The sequence below is a fragment of the Phyllobacterium sp. 22552 genome (genome assembly GCF_052044585.1).
In the GTDB taxonomy this organism is placed as follows: Bacteria; Pseudomonadota; Alphaproteobacteria; order Rhizobiales; family Rhizobiaceae; genus Phyllobacterium; species Phyllobacterium ifriqiyense.
Genome location: NZ_JBQENG010000001.1, coordinates 149,611 through 163,185 on the forward strand (window position 1 = coordinate 149,611; position 13,575 = coordinate 163,185).

The window sequence follows — 13,575 nt, forward strand, 5'->3', positions numbered from 1 at the left end:
ACTCCTGGAAACCTAGGAGCAATGATTGGGGGCAACAATACAAATCACGCCAGAAAAGCCCGGATGCAACGATTCCGGCGGAGCACGAAGATGCCATGGACAATTTTCCGGGAATTCGCCTATGTCGATCGTGCCTGCGGCATCCGAGGGCGATGGTTCATGATAATCGTCGTTCCCAAGCGGGATGGCCCATTACCCAGAGCAAAAGGTTGGAGGTGGCAGGGCCGATTAGTTGGTCGGCCCTATCGCGCATCATGACCGAAAAAATGCCAGAAGATCCGAGTTTATGATCTCGGCGTGTGTCGTCGGCATCCCGTGCGGAAAGCCTTCGTAGGTCTTCAGCGTCCCGTTCTTCAAAAGCTTTGCCGACAATGGTGCTGAATCAGCATAGGGCACAATCTGATCATCGTCGCCGTGCATCACAAGCACGGGAACCGTGATTTTCTTGAGGTCTTCGGTGAAATCGGTTTGCGAGAAAGCAACAATTCCATCGTAATGTGCCTTGGCACCACCCATCATTCCCTGACGCCACCAATTATTGATCACTGCATCCGAAGGTTTGGCGTTTGGCCGATTGTAGCCATAGAAGGGGCCCGCAGCCACGGCATGATAGAATTCACTACGGCCTGCAGCGAGCTGTGCCTGAAAGCCATCAAATACATCTTTCGGCAAGCCATCCGGATTGGCATCGGTTTTCACCATGAGCGGTGGTACGGCACTTAGAATGGCTGCCTTTGCTACCCGGGATTCGCCGTGGCGCGCGATATAGTGTACCACCTCACCGCCGCCAGTCGAATGCCCGACGTGAATGGCGTTTCTAAGGTCAAGTTTTTCCGTCAGTGCGGCAAGGTCATCGGCGTAGTGATCCATGTCGTGACCATCACCGACCTGAGCGGAGCGGCCGTGTCCGCGCCTATCATGTGCAATGACGCGAAAGCCGTGATTCAAGAAGAATATCATCTGTGCGTCCCAGTCATCCGCCGATAGCGGCCATCCGTGACTGAAGACAATAGGCTGGCCAGAACCCCAGTCCTTGTAGAAAATTTCAACGCCGTCATTTGTGGTGATCGCAGGCATATGCTCTCCTTAACAATGTTGAATGATCTCCTGCTGAACTTCGCAGTCTCAGTGGCGTTTGCCAACGTGTTTGGCCGCACTCCCAAAAAGCATTTTCATTGAGCGTAACATCAAACATACCGTCAGAAAATATTGCTCAAATAAGCATATTTGCTAAGTCAACTCAGCAAGATGAAGGTCATAACCTCAGTCATGCAGGCGGCGGAGTTCATTGTGAACGAGTGTCCGGGCACAGATACCGAAAGCTGGATATAGCCAAGCACACGCTCGTCAAATGTTATGATGGCAAAATGTCGCCCGGCGTTGCTCGCATGGAGCACAGTAGTCTAGCTTCCCTCTCTGTAGGCTGGTAAAGCTGAAGCTCAAACTCAAACGGGGGATACCAATGGTCTGGATATGGCTGAACCCAGTGTCAGAAAATGAGTATCCGTACGCGGACTTCGACGACGCGAACTCCGTCATCTCCTCTGCAGATATCTCCGTCTCAAACAGAGCGTTAGCTCCCAATGATCCGTCAGACATAGTTCTGAAGATTGATTGGGGATCAAAAGAAAAAGTATTGAATCTTGCCTGTTTGCCAAATGGTATTCGGTGTCCACTGGTTGATGACGTCATTGGTGAATATGTTCGGAAGTATGCCGGAGACGATGTCGAGCTTTTGCCTGTAACCGTGAGGTTGCGAGAGAAGGGGGAGGTCACCTTAAAGTTTTCCTATGCCCATCCATTGTTTCATATTCGGGCGCTGGATTTGGAGAAATCAATCATTGACCACTGGTTGATTCCAGATGTGGCGGTGCATCTGTTTTCCAAACTGGTTTTCAAATCGGATTGTCTGCAGGGTCGCCACTTTGCTAGAGATACTTATACAAATCGAATTGTGGTCTCTAACGAGCTGAAAAACGCTCTATTGCTCACTGGCGACTTTGGTTTGTGGTTCATAAAACCCGAGCAACTTGAGATGTAACCGAATTCAATTCAAGCATGTCATGACGATATTGATTGGACCGCCAAACACATGGGAAGAGCTTCACGGTTTCCCGCCATGGAAAGCTATTCACCAAAATTCAACAAACTGAATCCTTGACTTTTTTCCCGTTGGTCGGAAAGCCAGTCAGGTCATTGGGGGCAATTGAATGGTTGAGGTGAGATTTACAGACGCTTCGCTGCGAATAATGGGCGATGAACTGAACGTAGAAGAAATGACTTCATTATTGGGAGCAACTCCGCATCGAGCTACGAACAAAGGTGATGTAGAAGTGCGCCCCATCGGCCAGAAAATCGTCTCAAGAACCGGAATGTGGACCCGAAAAGTTGATCGCCGGTCACCGGCCGATTTAGATGGTCAGATTGTCGAATTACTCGAACCTCTCACTCAAAATTTATCTGTCTGGCAATTATTGGCAAAGCGCTTCCGAACGGAAGTTTTTTGTGGGGCTTTTATGCTGGAGGGGAACGAGGGGCTAGGTTTGAAACCGAAAACACTTCTTGCGTTGGGCGAGCGAGGCATAGCTATAGAGCTTGATATATACGGCCCAGAGCGTACTGATTACATTGCCCCTCTGCCACACGAATTTAACTGATGAATACCATCTCTGCACATTGGTGCGCTTGCGGCAGTCTTCGAGCTGCCATTTCCCATGCCAACTACCGCCTTTACCCTGACATCGGGTCTGTTGTAGTAGTATACCGACACTCACTTGGGAGAATGAGTTGAGGATTTTCAAATTGTTGGCGGGTATTGGGATGGCGCTTTTATCATCTAATGCCTTTGCGCAATGGAAACCTCTTCCTACAAGTGGATTCCTCGCAGGCAGAGCCGCCCAAGTGGCGGATGTTGAAAGGGGCGACGCTGTGTTCGTCGCTGCTGTCGATGACAAGGTGATCGGTGTACCAATTAATATCACCATTCCACAGTACGCTTACATTCGAAGCAGCCGGGCTCAAGTAGTTGTTGTTCAGGCCGAAGAAGCTAACGGACTTAGAATGTACGGCATTCGTGATTTTAGTGGAGTTGAGACGGTCGCTTTAGAAGAAGAGCTCGAACTATTAGGCACCAGTCCGCGATAGGGTAAGCCATGAAGGCGCAGACCAAGAGCCCCGGCGCAAGAGCTTCAACGACATCAACGGCAAACGTAGACTCTGGAGCGATTTCAATTTTGAATAACGGATTAGTTGCTGAATCGCGCGAGTTCCCGCTTAGCGTCAGCAAGTTCTTCGGTCCAGTTATCAATGTCTTCCTGCGTGGTAGGGCTACGAAAGGCATTCGCCTCAAAAGCATCAAGCATTGCTCGCGCAAGTCTGATACGCGATCTAGCCCCATTTCTCAGTATTTGCAGGACCTCAAGGTCAAGATCATCGGTCGTCATGGTTTCAAATCCTAGAGCTTGTCAAATGGCACAGCCTTTCATCGCGGTAAAGCCAATAGGTGGTACCTACCGCCCGTTCTTCCGTACTAACGTTGAGCCAGGATCGATAAAGAAGATTCAAGCGGTCGTGAGGATTGTGCCTTTCAAATGCCGAGTAGTTCATACTGTTCATCCTCGGTGAGATAATTGGCAAAGATGCCAACTGCCCGATGTCCTTTTGCAAAAGCCAGAACCGATAAAATTCCAGACACCAGATTGTATTCGTTTGAAGCGGGGTAATGTTGAATCGCCTGTTTGGTTAGTTCGAGCCAAGCTGAATTATAGGCTGGCTTGATCCACTCTGGAATTGGAGGGTTTTCGCTGTTTCGAAGCCGCGCTTCCTCAATCGTGCTTGCTATCTGAAACAAATTGGCGTCGGGATCATCCCAACGAGCAGATAATCTTACAATCTCGGGTATTGCTGCGTACGACGCAGTTCCTACGTCACCTTGATGGTGCAGATTTTCCCAAAGCTCTTTCCAAGCAACCTCACGATCCGAGGTTGCTAGGAATTTTACCGCATGCTTTGGATTGTAGGGGGCACGATATCCGCCCTGTAATGCTGACCACTGTTCGTCTGACCACATGCACTTGTCCCCTTTAATCACTTACAATCAACCTTTGGTTAAGTACAAGAGCAAGGGGTCATTTCATGTTTTTGATTCGACTAGCGCCACCTTCGATGCTCAAGTGGATGAAGATCGGTTGAAGAATTACTGCTGGAATAACTTTCGGTGACGGTTGCCGTGGCCAACATGTAGATAGCCGGTGGTATGATTGAAACGGAGTGATCCAAAGGTTGGCAATTCAAATTCTGGGTCAATCTTTCCTGCTTCTTGCAATTCTTTAAGTACGACCAACGTCTCTTTGACCAGCCGCTCTATCTCAATACTTTTCTTTCCTCGGCACGCAAACAGAGAGCGATGATAGAGATCGCGCCGTTCTGTTGCGACCAGATCAAATAGTTCTGCGGTCTTCTGAAAATCTCTTCCTTCCGTTCCCAGCTCTTCGATTGCCGCCAAGAATGGCTCAAGATAACGCAATTAAAACCCTCCGTGGAACAAAACTGATGCCAGTACTGTAAAACGCACGGCATGAGAAGTTTGTTCAAAGCTTGGCAAAGGGCAATCGTAAATGATGATGTCTCGCCCGTTACCACCAGAGATTATCACCGCCATTGATGCGAGGATAAAGGATTGAATGAAGGGATACACCGTCTACCAACTACGCTGAAGGTGGCCAGTTTGCGTGGCGCCAACATTGAGTTTGATATTTACAGTGATGAAGATACAAATTGGGGTTAATGAAAATAATCCTTTAATAGGAATTAAATCAGTCTATAATTGCACGCAGGATGATTTGATGTTCCGTGCGGACCTTTGGACAGGGAACACTCGCCGGTCAAACCCAGCCCGAGCAGCAGCTTGAGGCAAATGGAGGTTTATTGACCTCTAGATTAATTAGCGTTCTTGATAAATACTCCTGCGTTGGGAGAACACCTCGATGGGCGTAATCGGCATTGATGATGAAGGCGTAGTGTGGGGAGCTTCGAGCAGATTTATCGGTTCAATGCTTTCGCACTTTGTTCGCATCTCTGGCGGCAAACCGTATCTGGTAAAATTCCAGGAAATGTTTGAATACCGCTATAATGCAATCGATTTGATGGATGTTTCAGTTGATGAAATGGCTGAGTTTAGAGGCTTGGTTGATCGATATATCTGCGAACGAGGATATGCTCCTTACGTAACGTCAGATGCCGACGACGAAATTATCAAGGATATGTTAGTCGATTTGGTATCGCTCATTGATGTTTCCATTACCAAGCGGCGCGATGAGACCACTCCCATTTAGAAAACGGCAAGGACTATGGGAAGAGCTTCACGGCTTCCCGCCATGGAAAGCTATTCACCAAATTTCAGTTTCGCAGGATGGTGCAGTTCGGTAGCGCAAGGCTCATAACCAAGAGGTCGTCGGTTCGAATCCGGCTCCTGCAACCAATGATGATGGACGATGGGCTTAGTTGTCGTTGCTATTGGTACAGCCGCTCTTTTGCTCGGCGTTGCATCTCTTTCTCAAATGGAGATAATCGTCTTTGTGCGAGTAAACCAGCGGCAAAAACTACGCTTATGAGAAACGGTCATCCGATGAGGATCAGCAACCATAGGTGATCGGTCATCTCGGTCAGCGCATTCTTTGGCGAATGATGAAAAAGGCGCAAATTGCAGCGATAGCTAGAATAACTGCAAGTGGGTACATCATCCAATAGCTGGTCAACATATTTTCAGGAACGGTAACGTCAGTCATGGCGATTCCACCTTATCTAAAAGTTACAAATGTCCCTTCGCTTGGAACGCGCTATTGACCAGTATGTTCCGACCCTAAGTTCAGGCCGGCTGCATCGCCAGCAGAGACGATCCGCCAGTCTGGCGGCTGGTTCGTCTAGTCGGTTAAAAGGCAGGGGAAAGCCGCGTACACTGCCAGCCTTCGGGCCCAATTATGGTGCGTCCTGATGCTTCATGACAGCCAAGGTTCAAGGGCTTTCAGTAAGCTTGCGATCAGCATGATCGTGTTGATTAAAAATTCGACCCCGAACAGTATCTCTGTATAAGTTTTCATATTGTCTCCTATGGGTGGGGAAGCGGAATTGCTTCTAAGTAGGGTAACCTATCAGTCCTCTTCATCCATATACGGAGCAAAAGCACGGATACTCGCCATGCGCTGCATTCACTTCGTTGGCTTCCGAGGTGACGAATATCACTCGGCAGTGAAAGCATTCGGGCCACCGCATTTCATACATAGAGGCTGGGACTTGCGGGCACAGCGAGAGATTGCTGACGGCGATCTGATTGTGTTCGCGACTGGCAGTGGTGATCAAGAACCTCGGCGCAAAAGCTTCAACGACATCAGCGAGTAGGGGAGAATGTCATGGGCCGATACGCTGAAATCCGTAAGGTGAAGCAACAGGCTGTTCTCGCAGATTATGCTGCTGGCGTTCCAGTGAGCGTGATAGCCAAACGTCATCATGTTTCCGCCAGCTATCCAACGGTTCTGGCAGGCCGTCATGGTTGCCTCGTAGGTCGTCGGAAGTAACACGGGCGTAACGTGTTAGTTACGGAAAAGGGAAATCCATTTGCTACATTCGGTGGCGTTGTCGAGGAAGTTACCAAGTCCGGCAAGGTCATTGCGCTGATCGAACTATTTGGGCGCATGACCGCTGTCGAATTTTGTTCTAAACAGTTATCGCCAGTGACCTGAAAACCCACATAGGATACCCAATGAGCGATAGTGATCTGGATTTGATACTGTATCGTTTTCCTACGTCCCAAGCAGTGAGGACCCTGAATCATCAAATCCTGAATTTTATTAGGTCGCATCTCTCGGAATCGGAGCTCTTGAAATACGCGATATTGTTGGATTTGAATGAAATCAATTTTCAATCTGAATTTGATGGAAACATAAAAGACAATGTTTACGGCGCTTTTATGGATTTGGTTAGGAAGGAATTAGGGGCCCGGGAAGGCTACGACAATGATCTGTTGTTTCTGTTGTGGGGATTGATGACACGCAAGCGATGGATGGAACCAGATCAGATTCATGACTGGCTGATGGAAGTCGTTGAGCCCTATTTTGAAGATAAAGGCTGGGACATTGAGAGGTTATATTCCGAGACCCATTCTATCCTGAAAACGATCAAACAAGCCGGATAGGCAATTATCCCCCGCTCATTGATGCGCTCGCGGCAGTCTTCGGGCTGCCATTCTGTTGGTATTTGGCCATCATCAGTCGTCGTTGTAAATTGTTCCTCTCGGTTCCCCGTCAAGTTCATTTGAAGCGTGCCAAGAAATCCATAACGGTTCAGATATGACGCCTCGCTCAATGAGGATAGCCGTTAAGTCTTTCGCCAGTTGTTCGGGTGACCGGACAAAGCGGTTGTCATACACATAGCAATCTAGCCTCCAATGAGGGTTTAAGCCCTCTACTGGTATTTGTGGCCGCCATGTATGGAATCGTGCGACGGGCTGGGAAAGCGACCCTCCCGAGGTGTTGTAGGAAATGTGGAAAATTTCCCCATGCCGATAGGATCGATCTTCGTCTGATTTTACCCAGTAAGATCCGAATTGCAGATTTTCCATCCATCCTCCCAGTTTTTCAACAAATAGACGGGATCCATTCCCTACCAAGTGAGCGGATCAAGATGAAATGGACCAAAGGCGAGCCAGAGCCGGCTATGTCCTATCTGAACATTATCATCCACTCGATAAGTTTTCGATTTGAGGCACGGTGCTAATAACAGGTTGATGCGAGGACATTACGTCTAAGCACGTCCACCCAGTAATAAAGCGGTAGTGTTTGTGCGATGATCTGAGTGCCAGCGATTGTGACTTTTCGAATGCGGAACCATTAACAATGTAGGCAAAATGCTCTGAGATCAGCCCCAGTTTTTCTTGGCCTTCTTCGGTGCTCAGAGCCATCTCGTCTAACACTCGCACAATGTCCACATCCTCGAAATTAACGCGAAGCAATTGAGCTGGTTTCCCAGGAATAACGAAGTCCGCTTGGATACCGTCGCTCTTCCAGCATAAGCAATGCATGTCTGAAAGACTGGCCTTCACCTGCGGTTTTACAAATATCGGGGTGTACTTCATGTAGATCCTTCTTCGGCATTCCTAAATTGGGGTGAACGCGACTGGCACCTACCACTTGTTCTTCCTTACCAATCAGGCTCAAGACTCAAGTGGATGAAGATCGGTTACTTAACCTCTAGTTCATCATTGTCAGGTCGGGCGATTTGTCAGTTCTTCGAAACGCTCTATATGATCTTCGATATTTTCATCCAGCATAGCGCGATACTGTTTGACGAAATAATCGATGGTCTCTGCTTTAACAGCTTTCAATTCGGCGCTGCTTGAGTGACCCATCGCGCTTACGAAGGCATTGAACCTCGCAGTAGCATACATGCACGATGAACTCACCTCTCCAGGTGTTGCGTCTTTCATCTGTGAGTTTGCAAGGCCGATGACGGCATCTGCACGCAGGAAGAATTCTTCGTTAGGTTCGGACGTCAATCTTACCTCCATGAACACTGAAGCTGAAAGCTCGGCAAGAGAACTTTGTATGGGGTATCGCAAAAGGCAATTACAATGTTCATTCCTTGCCCACTGCCACGTGAAACAATCACAGTGGTTTATGCTAGGATTATCTTCCGCTCCCCCTCTGGCAGACTGTTTTTTCTTCGATGCCCATCTGAAAGCAGTTTCGACAACGAAGTGGTTCAGAATCTAATTTGATTTATATGCGAAACTGGTCGGAGATTTTGCGCATTTGAACATCTTCTGAGCCATCGAGACTATCGTTTCAGCGTCTTCATCGAGCACTTCTCCCGGCAGTAAGAAAGGGTTGCGCAGCAAACTACGAATGGAAAGTATCTGTATTAGGGCATCACGTGCCGAGCATCTATTGGCATCACTGAGATCGCAATAAATGTCGACCAGCCTGCAGCCGAATTCGTCGTCTTTGAACGAGCCGAGGTAATCCTGTGCAAGATCAATGGCAGCTTTGCGGCTATTTCGGAAACCGATATCTGAATCAGACATGACCAACCGGCGAATGTCCGCACGATATAGATCTATTAGGTTGAGAAATCGGCAAAGAGCTTTGAGAGCCAATTCACCGTAGACATTGCGCTCTTCGCCTTGGATATAGGATTCTATCAGTGGAACGTCAGCGATTGAGCCGCAGTATCCAACGATGTACAGCGCAGCTCCTAGCTCACCGTGGCGGCCCCTCAGTATTTGTCGCGCAAATTCCACTTCATCCGGAGAAACGGCGCCCGGTTTAACGCCTTGAGCACGATTGCGGATGTCATCGACGTTCATGGGATTTAGCGCCTTAATATCGTGGCAGTTAAGAATTGGAATAAAATCTCATTTTAGAAAGCGTTCAATGGGTAGGCAAATTGTTTTTCTTGTCTCGCCCGTTGCCTCTCCTGAAACTATTACGGCTGTCGATGCGACGATAACCTTTGCACCCGGTCCCGAATTGGTTGAGTGGGTTATAGGTCTTGTCAAACGGTGTATCCATACTCCCATTTGCCAAGGCCATTTAACTTCAAGGCAAACGATTCCCAGGTTTTCGCCACGACGTTGTCAAAATATGTCTCAAGAAACGTCGATAACGTTGCTCTATCGAATTTTGGCATAAACAAGAAACCCTCTCCGGGAATCATCTGCCCACCAAATTCCCTGGTGAACCATTTCAAGGAGCAGACCCGCACTGTGAATGCATCGGCTGTGCCGGTTCCGCCAACATAGAAGTCGACCGAAAATTCAAAGTCTTCTGGATCTGACGGTTCCCAATCTTCTGCCTGTTTGTCGTGATCAAGTATTCGGAAGCCGTGAAACAACGGTTGCATTCTTATATTCCCGCCTGATGCATTGGACTCAACATGCCAGTACTGAAAAACGCACGGCACGAGAAGTTCGCTCAAAGCTTGGCAAAGGGCAATCCCAATGTTCATGTCTCGGCCGCTGCCACCTCAAACAATCACGTCCGTCGACGCGACCATAACCTTTGCTCCCGCTCCCCGAACTGGTTGAGTGGGCAAGATCGACTTTCATCAACGAAGACGCCAAGCTGTTTAATCCGGACCACTTACATCTGAATAGCGCCTCGCTCGGCATTCTCTGGACTAACGTCAGTAATTCTCGAAGGCCGCCATATCGTCGGCCAGTGTGAAGAAGGCAAGCCATCCGGTATGATGGGGAAGTAGGTAAAGAAGAAGCCACTCAGTCAAAGCACTGTTGCATGCAGCCAACGCAGGGCCAGAGATTACCAACGTCCGCATGTCACAAGCGTGCTGTACATGCCAGCCACTTGCTGCTTAACCCGTAACTTCTGTTATGGGAGACCGAACCATTCTTCGGGATGGAGCGTCTTCACGGCCGGTAGTGTGATAGCATTCTTTACCGGACCGAAAATCCTCTCAGGGACGTCTTCTACGCTCCAAGAGAATGCACGAAGCTTGGGATGTGAGTTTATATTTTTGACATCGTTTGCGCTCACCCCAACGAATTTATGGAGCGACAATTCCTCTAAGTTTGGGGCGTCTAGTGCCGGCGCAATCTGGGTCAAGGACTTCATTTGCCCAATCTCTAGACGGCGCATTGACTTAAGTCCTTTGAGGCTTGGAAGGACTTCTAAGCGAGACAGGCCATATAGTGTTAGCATCTCTAGGGAAATCGAGTTCGCGAGGAAGCTTAAATCTGAAAGACCGCGGATTTGATTAAGCGCCAAGAACCGTAGTCGGGAACAATCGGCAACCTGATCTATTCCCTGGGCCAGGCCACCGCCTCGCCAATCCAGCCACCAAAGATTTTTCAGCCTCCCGAGAAAACCGCGTGGAATCTTTACGTTCCACAACGTTAGGCGTTCAACGTCGCAGAGCCATTCGAAGTCGCTATCGACCAAAGTGGCGTGATCAAGCCACATTCCGCCGTTTGATCTGGGCTTGGCTAAGCTCTTCGCTGCTGGTTGCATTCAATAGCCCATGCTTTTTCATTTTCACTTGTTTGACCGGACTTTGACACACTCATGGCTAAAGCGAAACTCTCAGATGAAGTGAAAACCTTCATTGTTCAGGCCTTGGCTTGCCTTGCCCTTCAATGTTGGGGCTGCAGTCAAGAAGGAACTGAGGATCGAGCTTAGCAGTCAATTGGTTGAAAGCCATGATCCCAACAAGAAGGCTGCTTCTGGGGTGGCGCCTAAGTGAAAAGTGTTTTCGACATCACCGTCTCGAAGAACTTGCAACCCAGCCATAATAATCTGCCGGGCGCGCAGTTTATTGTGCTCCCGGCCCCACACTCAATCTTTTGGCATGATTGTCGGGGGGAGCCGTTCCTTTGCAACAGCGATAGCCCATTCAACGACCGCGAGAGGAACGTCCGGCTTCGTATTCACGAGGGTCATCTCGTGAGTGATATCGGAATAGAAGATCTCCAAAACTATGCGGTTTTGATCGCCATCTTCGATAACCTCAATGTACATGCCGTCTCGATCTCCATCGCTGCCCATGATGTAGCTGTACTGCCGGTCATTATGTTCAATGGGCATCATTCAAATCCAAAAGACCAAAACGGTTGGACCCATCTACTCATAGAAGCCAGTTCGGTCAAATCTTATAGAGGCGGAACATGGCTGGATACGGCAATAATGCGGCTCTGCAAGCCTATTAGGCAGCGCATGGCTATGTCATTCCCGATGGAACGAACGATCCGCTGATTGTGGCCGCCATGTTGCGCGGCTCTCTATTCATTGATCGTTATGAACCCAAGTTTTCAGGAACACGTACAGGTGGATACAACCAAGAGCGCGCATGGCCGCGCACTGGTGCTGTGACCTATTACGGGCAGGAAATACCATCTGACGTTGTTCCTCAGCCCATTATTAATGCCTCATACGAGGCCGCTTTCCTTGAGCTGATCAATCCGGGCAGTTTGTCAGTTGTGACGGGCAATTCCATCGTCAAGAAGGAAAAGGTCGGTGAGGTTGAGGTTGAGTACGCAGTGTCGAGCGGCACTTTATCTGCTGACGTTGTAGCCGCTGCCACGCCTGTCGTGACGATCTTCGATGGCTTGCTTTGGCAGTTCTTCCGCCAGATCGTGCCTTGGGCATTGGTGGTCTGATGTTAATCAAACTGTTCAACAAACTAACAAGGTCGCTAGGAACGGGTGTTCCTGGAGTGTGATCAAAATGGCGGATGTCTGTCTTCGCATCGGCGAATTGATAAAACTCAAAATGGTCTGCTGTAATCTCAACCTCTATAGGAAGCGGTTTTATGTACGACCAGCTCAGGCAAATCGTTGGATAGTATCCACAACCGACTTCGTCCGGCGCTATAAAACGCTCGCGCGCAAATGATACGAAATCAGCCGTGTTCTGCACCGTTGCAGTTGAATACTCGTCTTTACGTTCGGCAATTATATGCTCGATTTTGATCTCGTCCCACTTTGACATCCGCCAATCTCCATCGGTTTCCCCACATTGGTAGCATTCAAATGGCTAAGTTCAACTACGACCGCGCTCAATCGACAGCGCTTCAACTGCTAATGTTGTGGCTGCCGCCACGCCTGTCGTGACGATCATCGACGGTCTGCTCTGACAGTTTGTGCGAATGTACATTCCCGGAATTCTGGCGGTTTGGAACTTTTCAAGCGAAGGCCGGAAACCAATAAAAAGCAGTTGCGTGAACTTCGGTCAGCGGAATACGCTTGCCGAACCCGGGGATGATAACGAAATGCTTGATTGGACGCCCGTTATTCAATGGTTTGGTTTTATTCCAGACTTTCATGACGCTGAAGTGATCAGTATGGATCTGCGTCGAGCTCCTGAGCTATCGACAATCCGGGTGGATGCTTGGAGAACACTGAGCGATGTGGATGAACGAGGTTACTTCAAGATTGATAGGCGCGCCGTTGTCTGTTTTGTTCTCCGTAACGTTGTTCGTCAGGAAATCAGCGACTGGAACCACCAGAATGTATTGAACAAGCTTACCGTCGCCACTGAACAAGATGGACAGGTATTGAATCTGGAGACCATATACGGTGTTGGCGGATACTTTGTTGCGCAGGAGATCACCGTAGAGGTTAAACCTGTTTCCGCGCTCGATACCGGAACTTCGCTCAATGGGTGACCTCTCATTTCAACACCTCAATGCAGACTGGAATGCTGAGCCGAACGCGCCTCACGTCGAGCTCACTGTGGAGGGTAAGGTGCTCCGGCTTTCGTTTGTGTTGAACCCATGGGCCTACAACGCAAAACAGGGCGACGTAGGGACACTGGAGTTTTCGGACTGCTACCGCTGGCGATGGGATGCCACGAACGATCATGCGTGGTTTTCAGGGAAGGGCCTTTATAGCGGAAAAGCACCCAAATGGGGTGAATTCTACGAAGTTACCGGGGAAGGCCTGGATGCTAATGAAGGCGACTGGGAAGTCCTTTCGCCCGATAACTCGGATGCCCGCCACTTCCTGTTTTACTTCCGGGATGAGACGATTGAAATCATCGCACGTGACTGGTCATTTGCGCGGAGCTAGAA

General features: G+C 49.0%; 20 protein-coding genes, 1 tRNA gene and 1 pseudogene. 13 read left to right on the forward strand and 9 right to left on the reverse strand.

Going from position 1 to position 13,575, the window contains the following annotated elements; all coding sequences use genetic code 11:
* Positions 1-252: 252 nt before the first annotated feature.
* Positions 253-1,077 (reverse strand): alpha/beta fold hydrolase, encoded by an 825-nt coding sequence (locus ACTJI9_RS00710; protein WP_440805370.1) that lies wholly within the window; start codon positions 1,075-1,077, stop codon positions 253-255.
* Positions 1,078-1,462: 385 nt separating this feature from the next.
* On the opposite strand from ACTJI9_RS00710, the gene ACTJI9_RS00715 reads away from it, so the two are divergent.
* The 4 genes from ACTJI9_RS00715 (at position 1,463) to ACTJI9_RS00730 (ending at position 3,458) form a co-directional block, all read left to right on the forward strand.
* The gene (locus tag ACTJI9_RS00715; protein WP_440805371.1) at positions 1,463-2,041 is read left to right on the forward strand and encodes an imm11 family protein; all 579 of its coding nucleotides are present in this window, start codon (positions 1,463-1,465) and stop codon (positions 2,039-2,041) included.
* A 169-nt stretch (positions 2,042-2,210) separates the two neighbouring features.
* Entirely contained in the window at positions 2,211-2,657 is a 447-nt protein-coding gene (locus ACTJI9_RS00720) for a DUF4279 domain-containing protein (protein WP_440805373.1), read from the forward strand.
* A gap of 130 nt (positions 2,658-2,787) precedes the next feature.
* Entirely contained in the window at positions 2,788-3,144 is a 357-nt protein-coding gene (locus ACTJI9_RS00725; RefSeq protein ID WP_440805374.1) for a hypothetical protein, read from the forward strand.
* Between the two features lie 8 nt (positions 3,145-3,152).
* Positions 3,153-3,458 carry a hypothetical protein gene (locus ACTJI9_RS00730; RefSeq protein ID WP_440805376.1) on the forward strand — a complete coding sequence of 102 codons (306 nt, stop codon included), beginning with the start codon at positions 3,153-3,155 and terminating at the stop codon, positions 3,456-3,458.
* Between the two features lie 128 nt (positions 3,459-3,586).
* Here ACTJI9_RS00730 and ACTJI9_RS00735 read toward each other — a convergent pair whose 3' ends face one another.
* Together ACTJI9_RS00735 and ACTJI9_RS00740 are read right to left on the reverse strand one after the other, a co-directional pair.
* The gene (locus ACTJI9_RS00735; RefSeq protein WP_440805379.1) at positions 3,587-4,069 is read right to left on the reverse strand and encodes a hypothetical protein; all 483 of its coding nucleotides are present in this window, start codon (positions 4,067-4,069) and stop codon (positions 3,587-3,589) included.
* A 126-nt stretch (positions 4,070-4,195) separates the two neighbouring features.
* Positions 4,196-4,525 carry a hypothetical protein gene (locus ACTJI9_RS00740; RefSeq protein ID WP_440805381.1) on the reverse strand — a complete coding sequence of 110 codons (330 nt, stop codon included), beginning with the start codon at positions 4,523-4,525 and terminating at the stop codon, positions 4,196-4,198.
* A 460-nt stretch (positions 4,526-4,985) separates the two neighbouring features.
* Here ACTJI9_RS00740 and ACTJI9_RS00745 point away from each other — a divergent pair, with 460 nt between their 5' ends.
* Together ACTJI9_RS00745 and ACTJI9_RS00750 are read left to right on the forward strand one after the other, a co-directional pair.
* Positions 4,986-5,333 carry a hypothetical protein gene (locus ACTJI9_RS00745; RefSeq protein ID WP_440805383.1) on the forward strand — a complete coding sequence of 116 codons (348 nt, stop codon included), beginning with the start codon at positions 4,986-4,988 and terminating at the stop codon, positions 5,331-5,333.
* A 71-nt stretch (positions 5,334-5,404) separates the two neighbouring features.
* Positions 5,405-5,479 (forward strand) — tRNA-Met (locus tag ACTJI9_RS00750).
* Positions 5,480-5,663: 184 nt separating this feature from the next.
* Here ACTJI9_RS00750 and ACTJI9_RS00755 read toward each other — a convergent pair.
* Complete coding sequence (locus ACTJI9_RS00755; protein WP_440805384.1) at positions 5,664-5,786, reverse strand: hypothetical protein; 123 nt, start codon at positions 5,784-5,786, stop codon at positions 5,664-5,666.
* A 621-nt stretch (positions 5,787-6,407) separates the two neighbouring features.
* On the opposite strand from ACTJI9_RS00755, the gene ACTJI9_RS00760 reads away from it, so the two are divergent.
* The 3 genes from ACTJI9_RS00760 to ACTJI9_RS00770 are packed head-to-tail and all read left to right on the forward strand — an operon-like array spanning position 6,408 to position 7,189.
* Positions 6,408-6,572 (forward strand): hypothetical protein, encoded by a 165-nt coding sequence (locus ACTJI9_RS00760; protein WP_440805386.1) that lies wholly within the window; start codon positions 6,408-6,410, stop codon positions 6,570-6,572.
* A gap of 12 nt (positions 6,573-6,584) precedes the next feature.
* Entirely contained in the window at positions 6,585-6,737 is a 153-nt protein-coding gene (locus ACTJI9_RS00765) for a hypothetical protein (RefSeq protein ID WP_440805388.1), read from the forward strand.
* Positions 6,738-6,757: 20 nt separating this feature from the next.
* Positions 6,758-7,189 carry a hypothetical protein gene (locus tag ACTJI9_RS00770; RefSeq protein ID WP_440805390.1) on the forward strand — a complete coding sequence of 144 codons (432 nt, stop codon included), beginning with the start codon at positions 6,758-6,760 and terminating at the stop codon, positions 7,187-7,189.
* A gap of 540 nt (positions 7,190-7,729) precedes the next feature.
* On the opposite strand, the gene ACTJI9_RS00775 is transcribed toward ACTJI9_RS00770, so the two are convergent.
* From ACTJI9_RS00775 to ACTJI9_RS00790, 4 genes are all read right to left on the reverse strand, one after another.
* On the reverse strand, positions 7,730-8,128 hold the full coding sequence (locus ACTJI9_RS00775; RefSeq protein ID WP_440805392.1) for a hypothetical protein: 399 nt from the start codon (positions 8,126-8,128) through the stop codon (positions 7,730-7,732).
* Between the two features lie 129 nt (positions 8,129-8,257).
* A complete protein-coding gene (locus ACTJI9_RS00780; RefSeq protein ID WP_440805393.1) occupies positions 8,258-8,548 on the reverse strand; it encodes a DUF3144 domain-containing protein in 291 nt (96 codons plus the stop codon).
* A 213-nt stretch (positions 8,549-8,761) separates the two neighbouring features.
* Positions 8,762-9,358, reverse strand: coding sequence for a hypothetical protein (locus ACTJI9_RS00785; protein ID WP_440805396.1), 597 nt, complete (start codon positions 9,356-9,358; stop codon positions 8,762-8,764).
* A 188-nt stretch (positions 9,359-9,546) separates the two neighbouring features.
* Positions 9,547-9,894: an Imm8 family immunity protein gene (locus tag ACTJI9_RS00790; protein WP_440805398.1), complete on the reverse strand. Its 348-nt coding sequence runs from the start codon at positions 9,892-9,894 to the stop codon at positions 9,547-9,549.
* Between the two features lie 1,178 nt (positions 9,895-11,072).
* Here ACTJI9_RS00790 and ACTJI9_RS00795 point away from each other — a divergent pair.
* Positions 11,073-11,247, forward strand: a pseudogene (locus ACTJI9_RS00795) (DUF2280 domain-containing protein); the annotation flags it as partial.
* 95 nt (positions 11,248-11,342) lie between these two features.
* Here ACTJI9_RS00795 and ACTJI9_RS00800 read toward each other — a convergent pair.
* Positions 11,343-11,594 (reverse strand): hypothetical protein, encoded by a 252-nt coding sequence (locus tag ACTJI9_RS00800; protein ID WP_440805401.1) that lies wholly within the window; start codon positions 11,592-11,594, stop codon positions 11,343-11,345.
* A 137-nt stretch (positions 11,595-11,731) separates the two neighbouring features.
* Here ACTJI9_RS00800 and ACTJI9_RS00805 point away from each other — a divergent pair, with 137 nt between their 5' ends.
* The 3 genes from ACTJI9_RS00805 to ACTJI9_RS00815 all read left to right on the forward strand — a co-directional run bounded on the left by ACTJI9_RS00805 (position 11,732) and on the right by ACTJI9_RS00815 (position 13,573).
* Positions 11,732-12,163: a DnaT-like ssDNA-binding protein gene (locus ACTJI9_RS00805; protein ID WP_440806184.1), complete on the forward strand. Its 432-nt coding sequence runs from the start codon at positions 11,732-11,734 to the stop codon at positions 12,161-12,163.
* A 488-nt stretch (positions 12,164-12,651) separates the two neighbouring features.
* Positions 12,652-13,170 (forward strand): Imm50 family immunity protein, encoded by a 519-nt coding sequence (locus ACTJI9_RS00810; protein WP_440805404.1) that lies wholly within the window; start codon positions 12,652-12,654, stop codon positions 13,168-13,170.
* The gene (locus ACTJI9_RS00815; protein ID WP_440805407.1) at positions 13,163-13,573 is read left to right on the forward strand and encodes a hypothetical protein; all 411 of its coding nucleotides are present in this window, start codon (positions 13,163-13,165) and stop codon (positions 13,571-13,573) included. Before ACTJI9_RS00810 ends, ACTJI9_RS00815 begins: the two co-directional genes overlap by 8 nt.
* Positions 13,574-13,575: the final 2 nt, after the last annotated feature.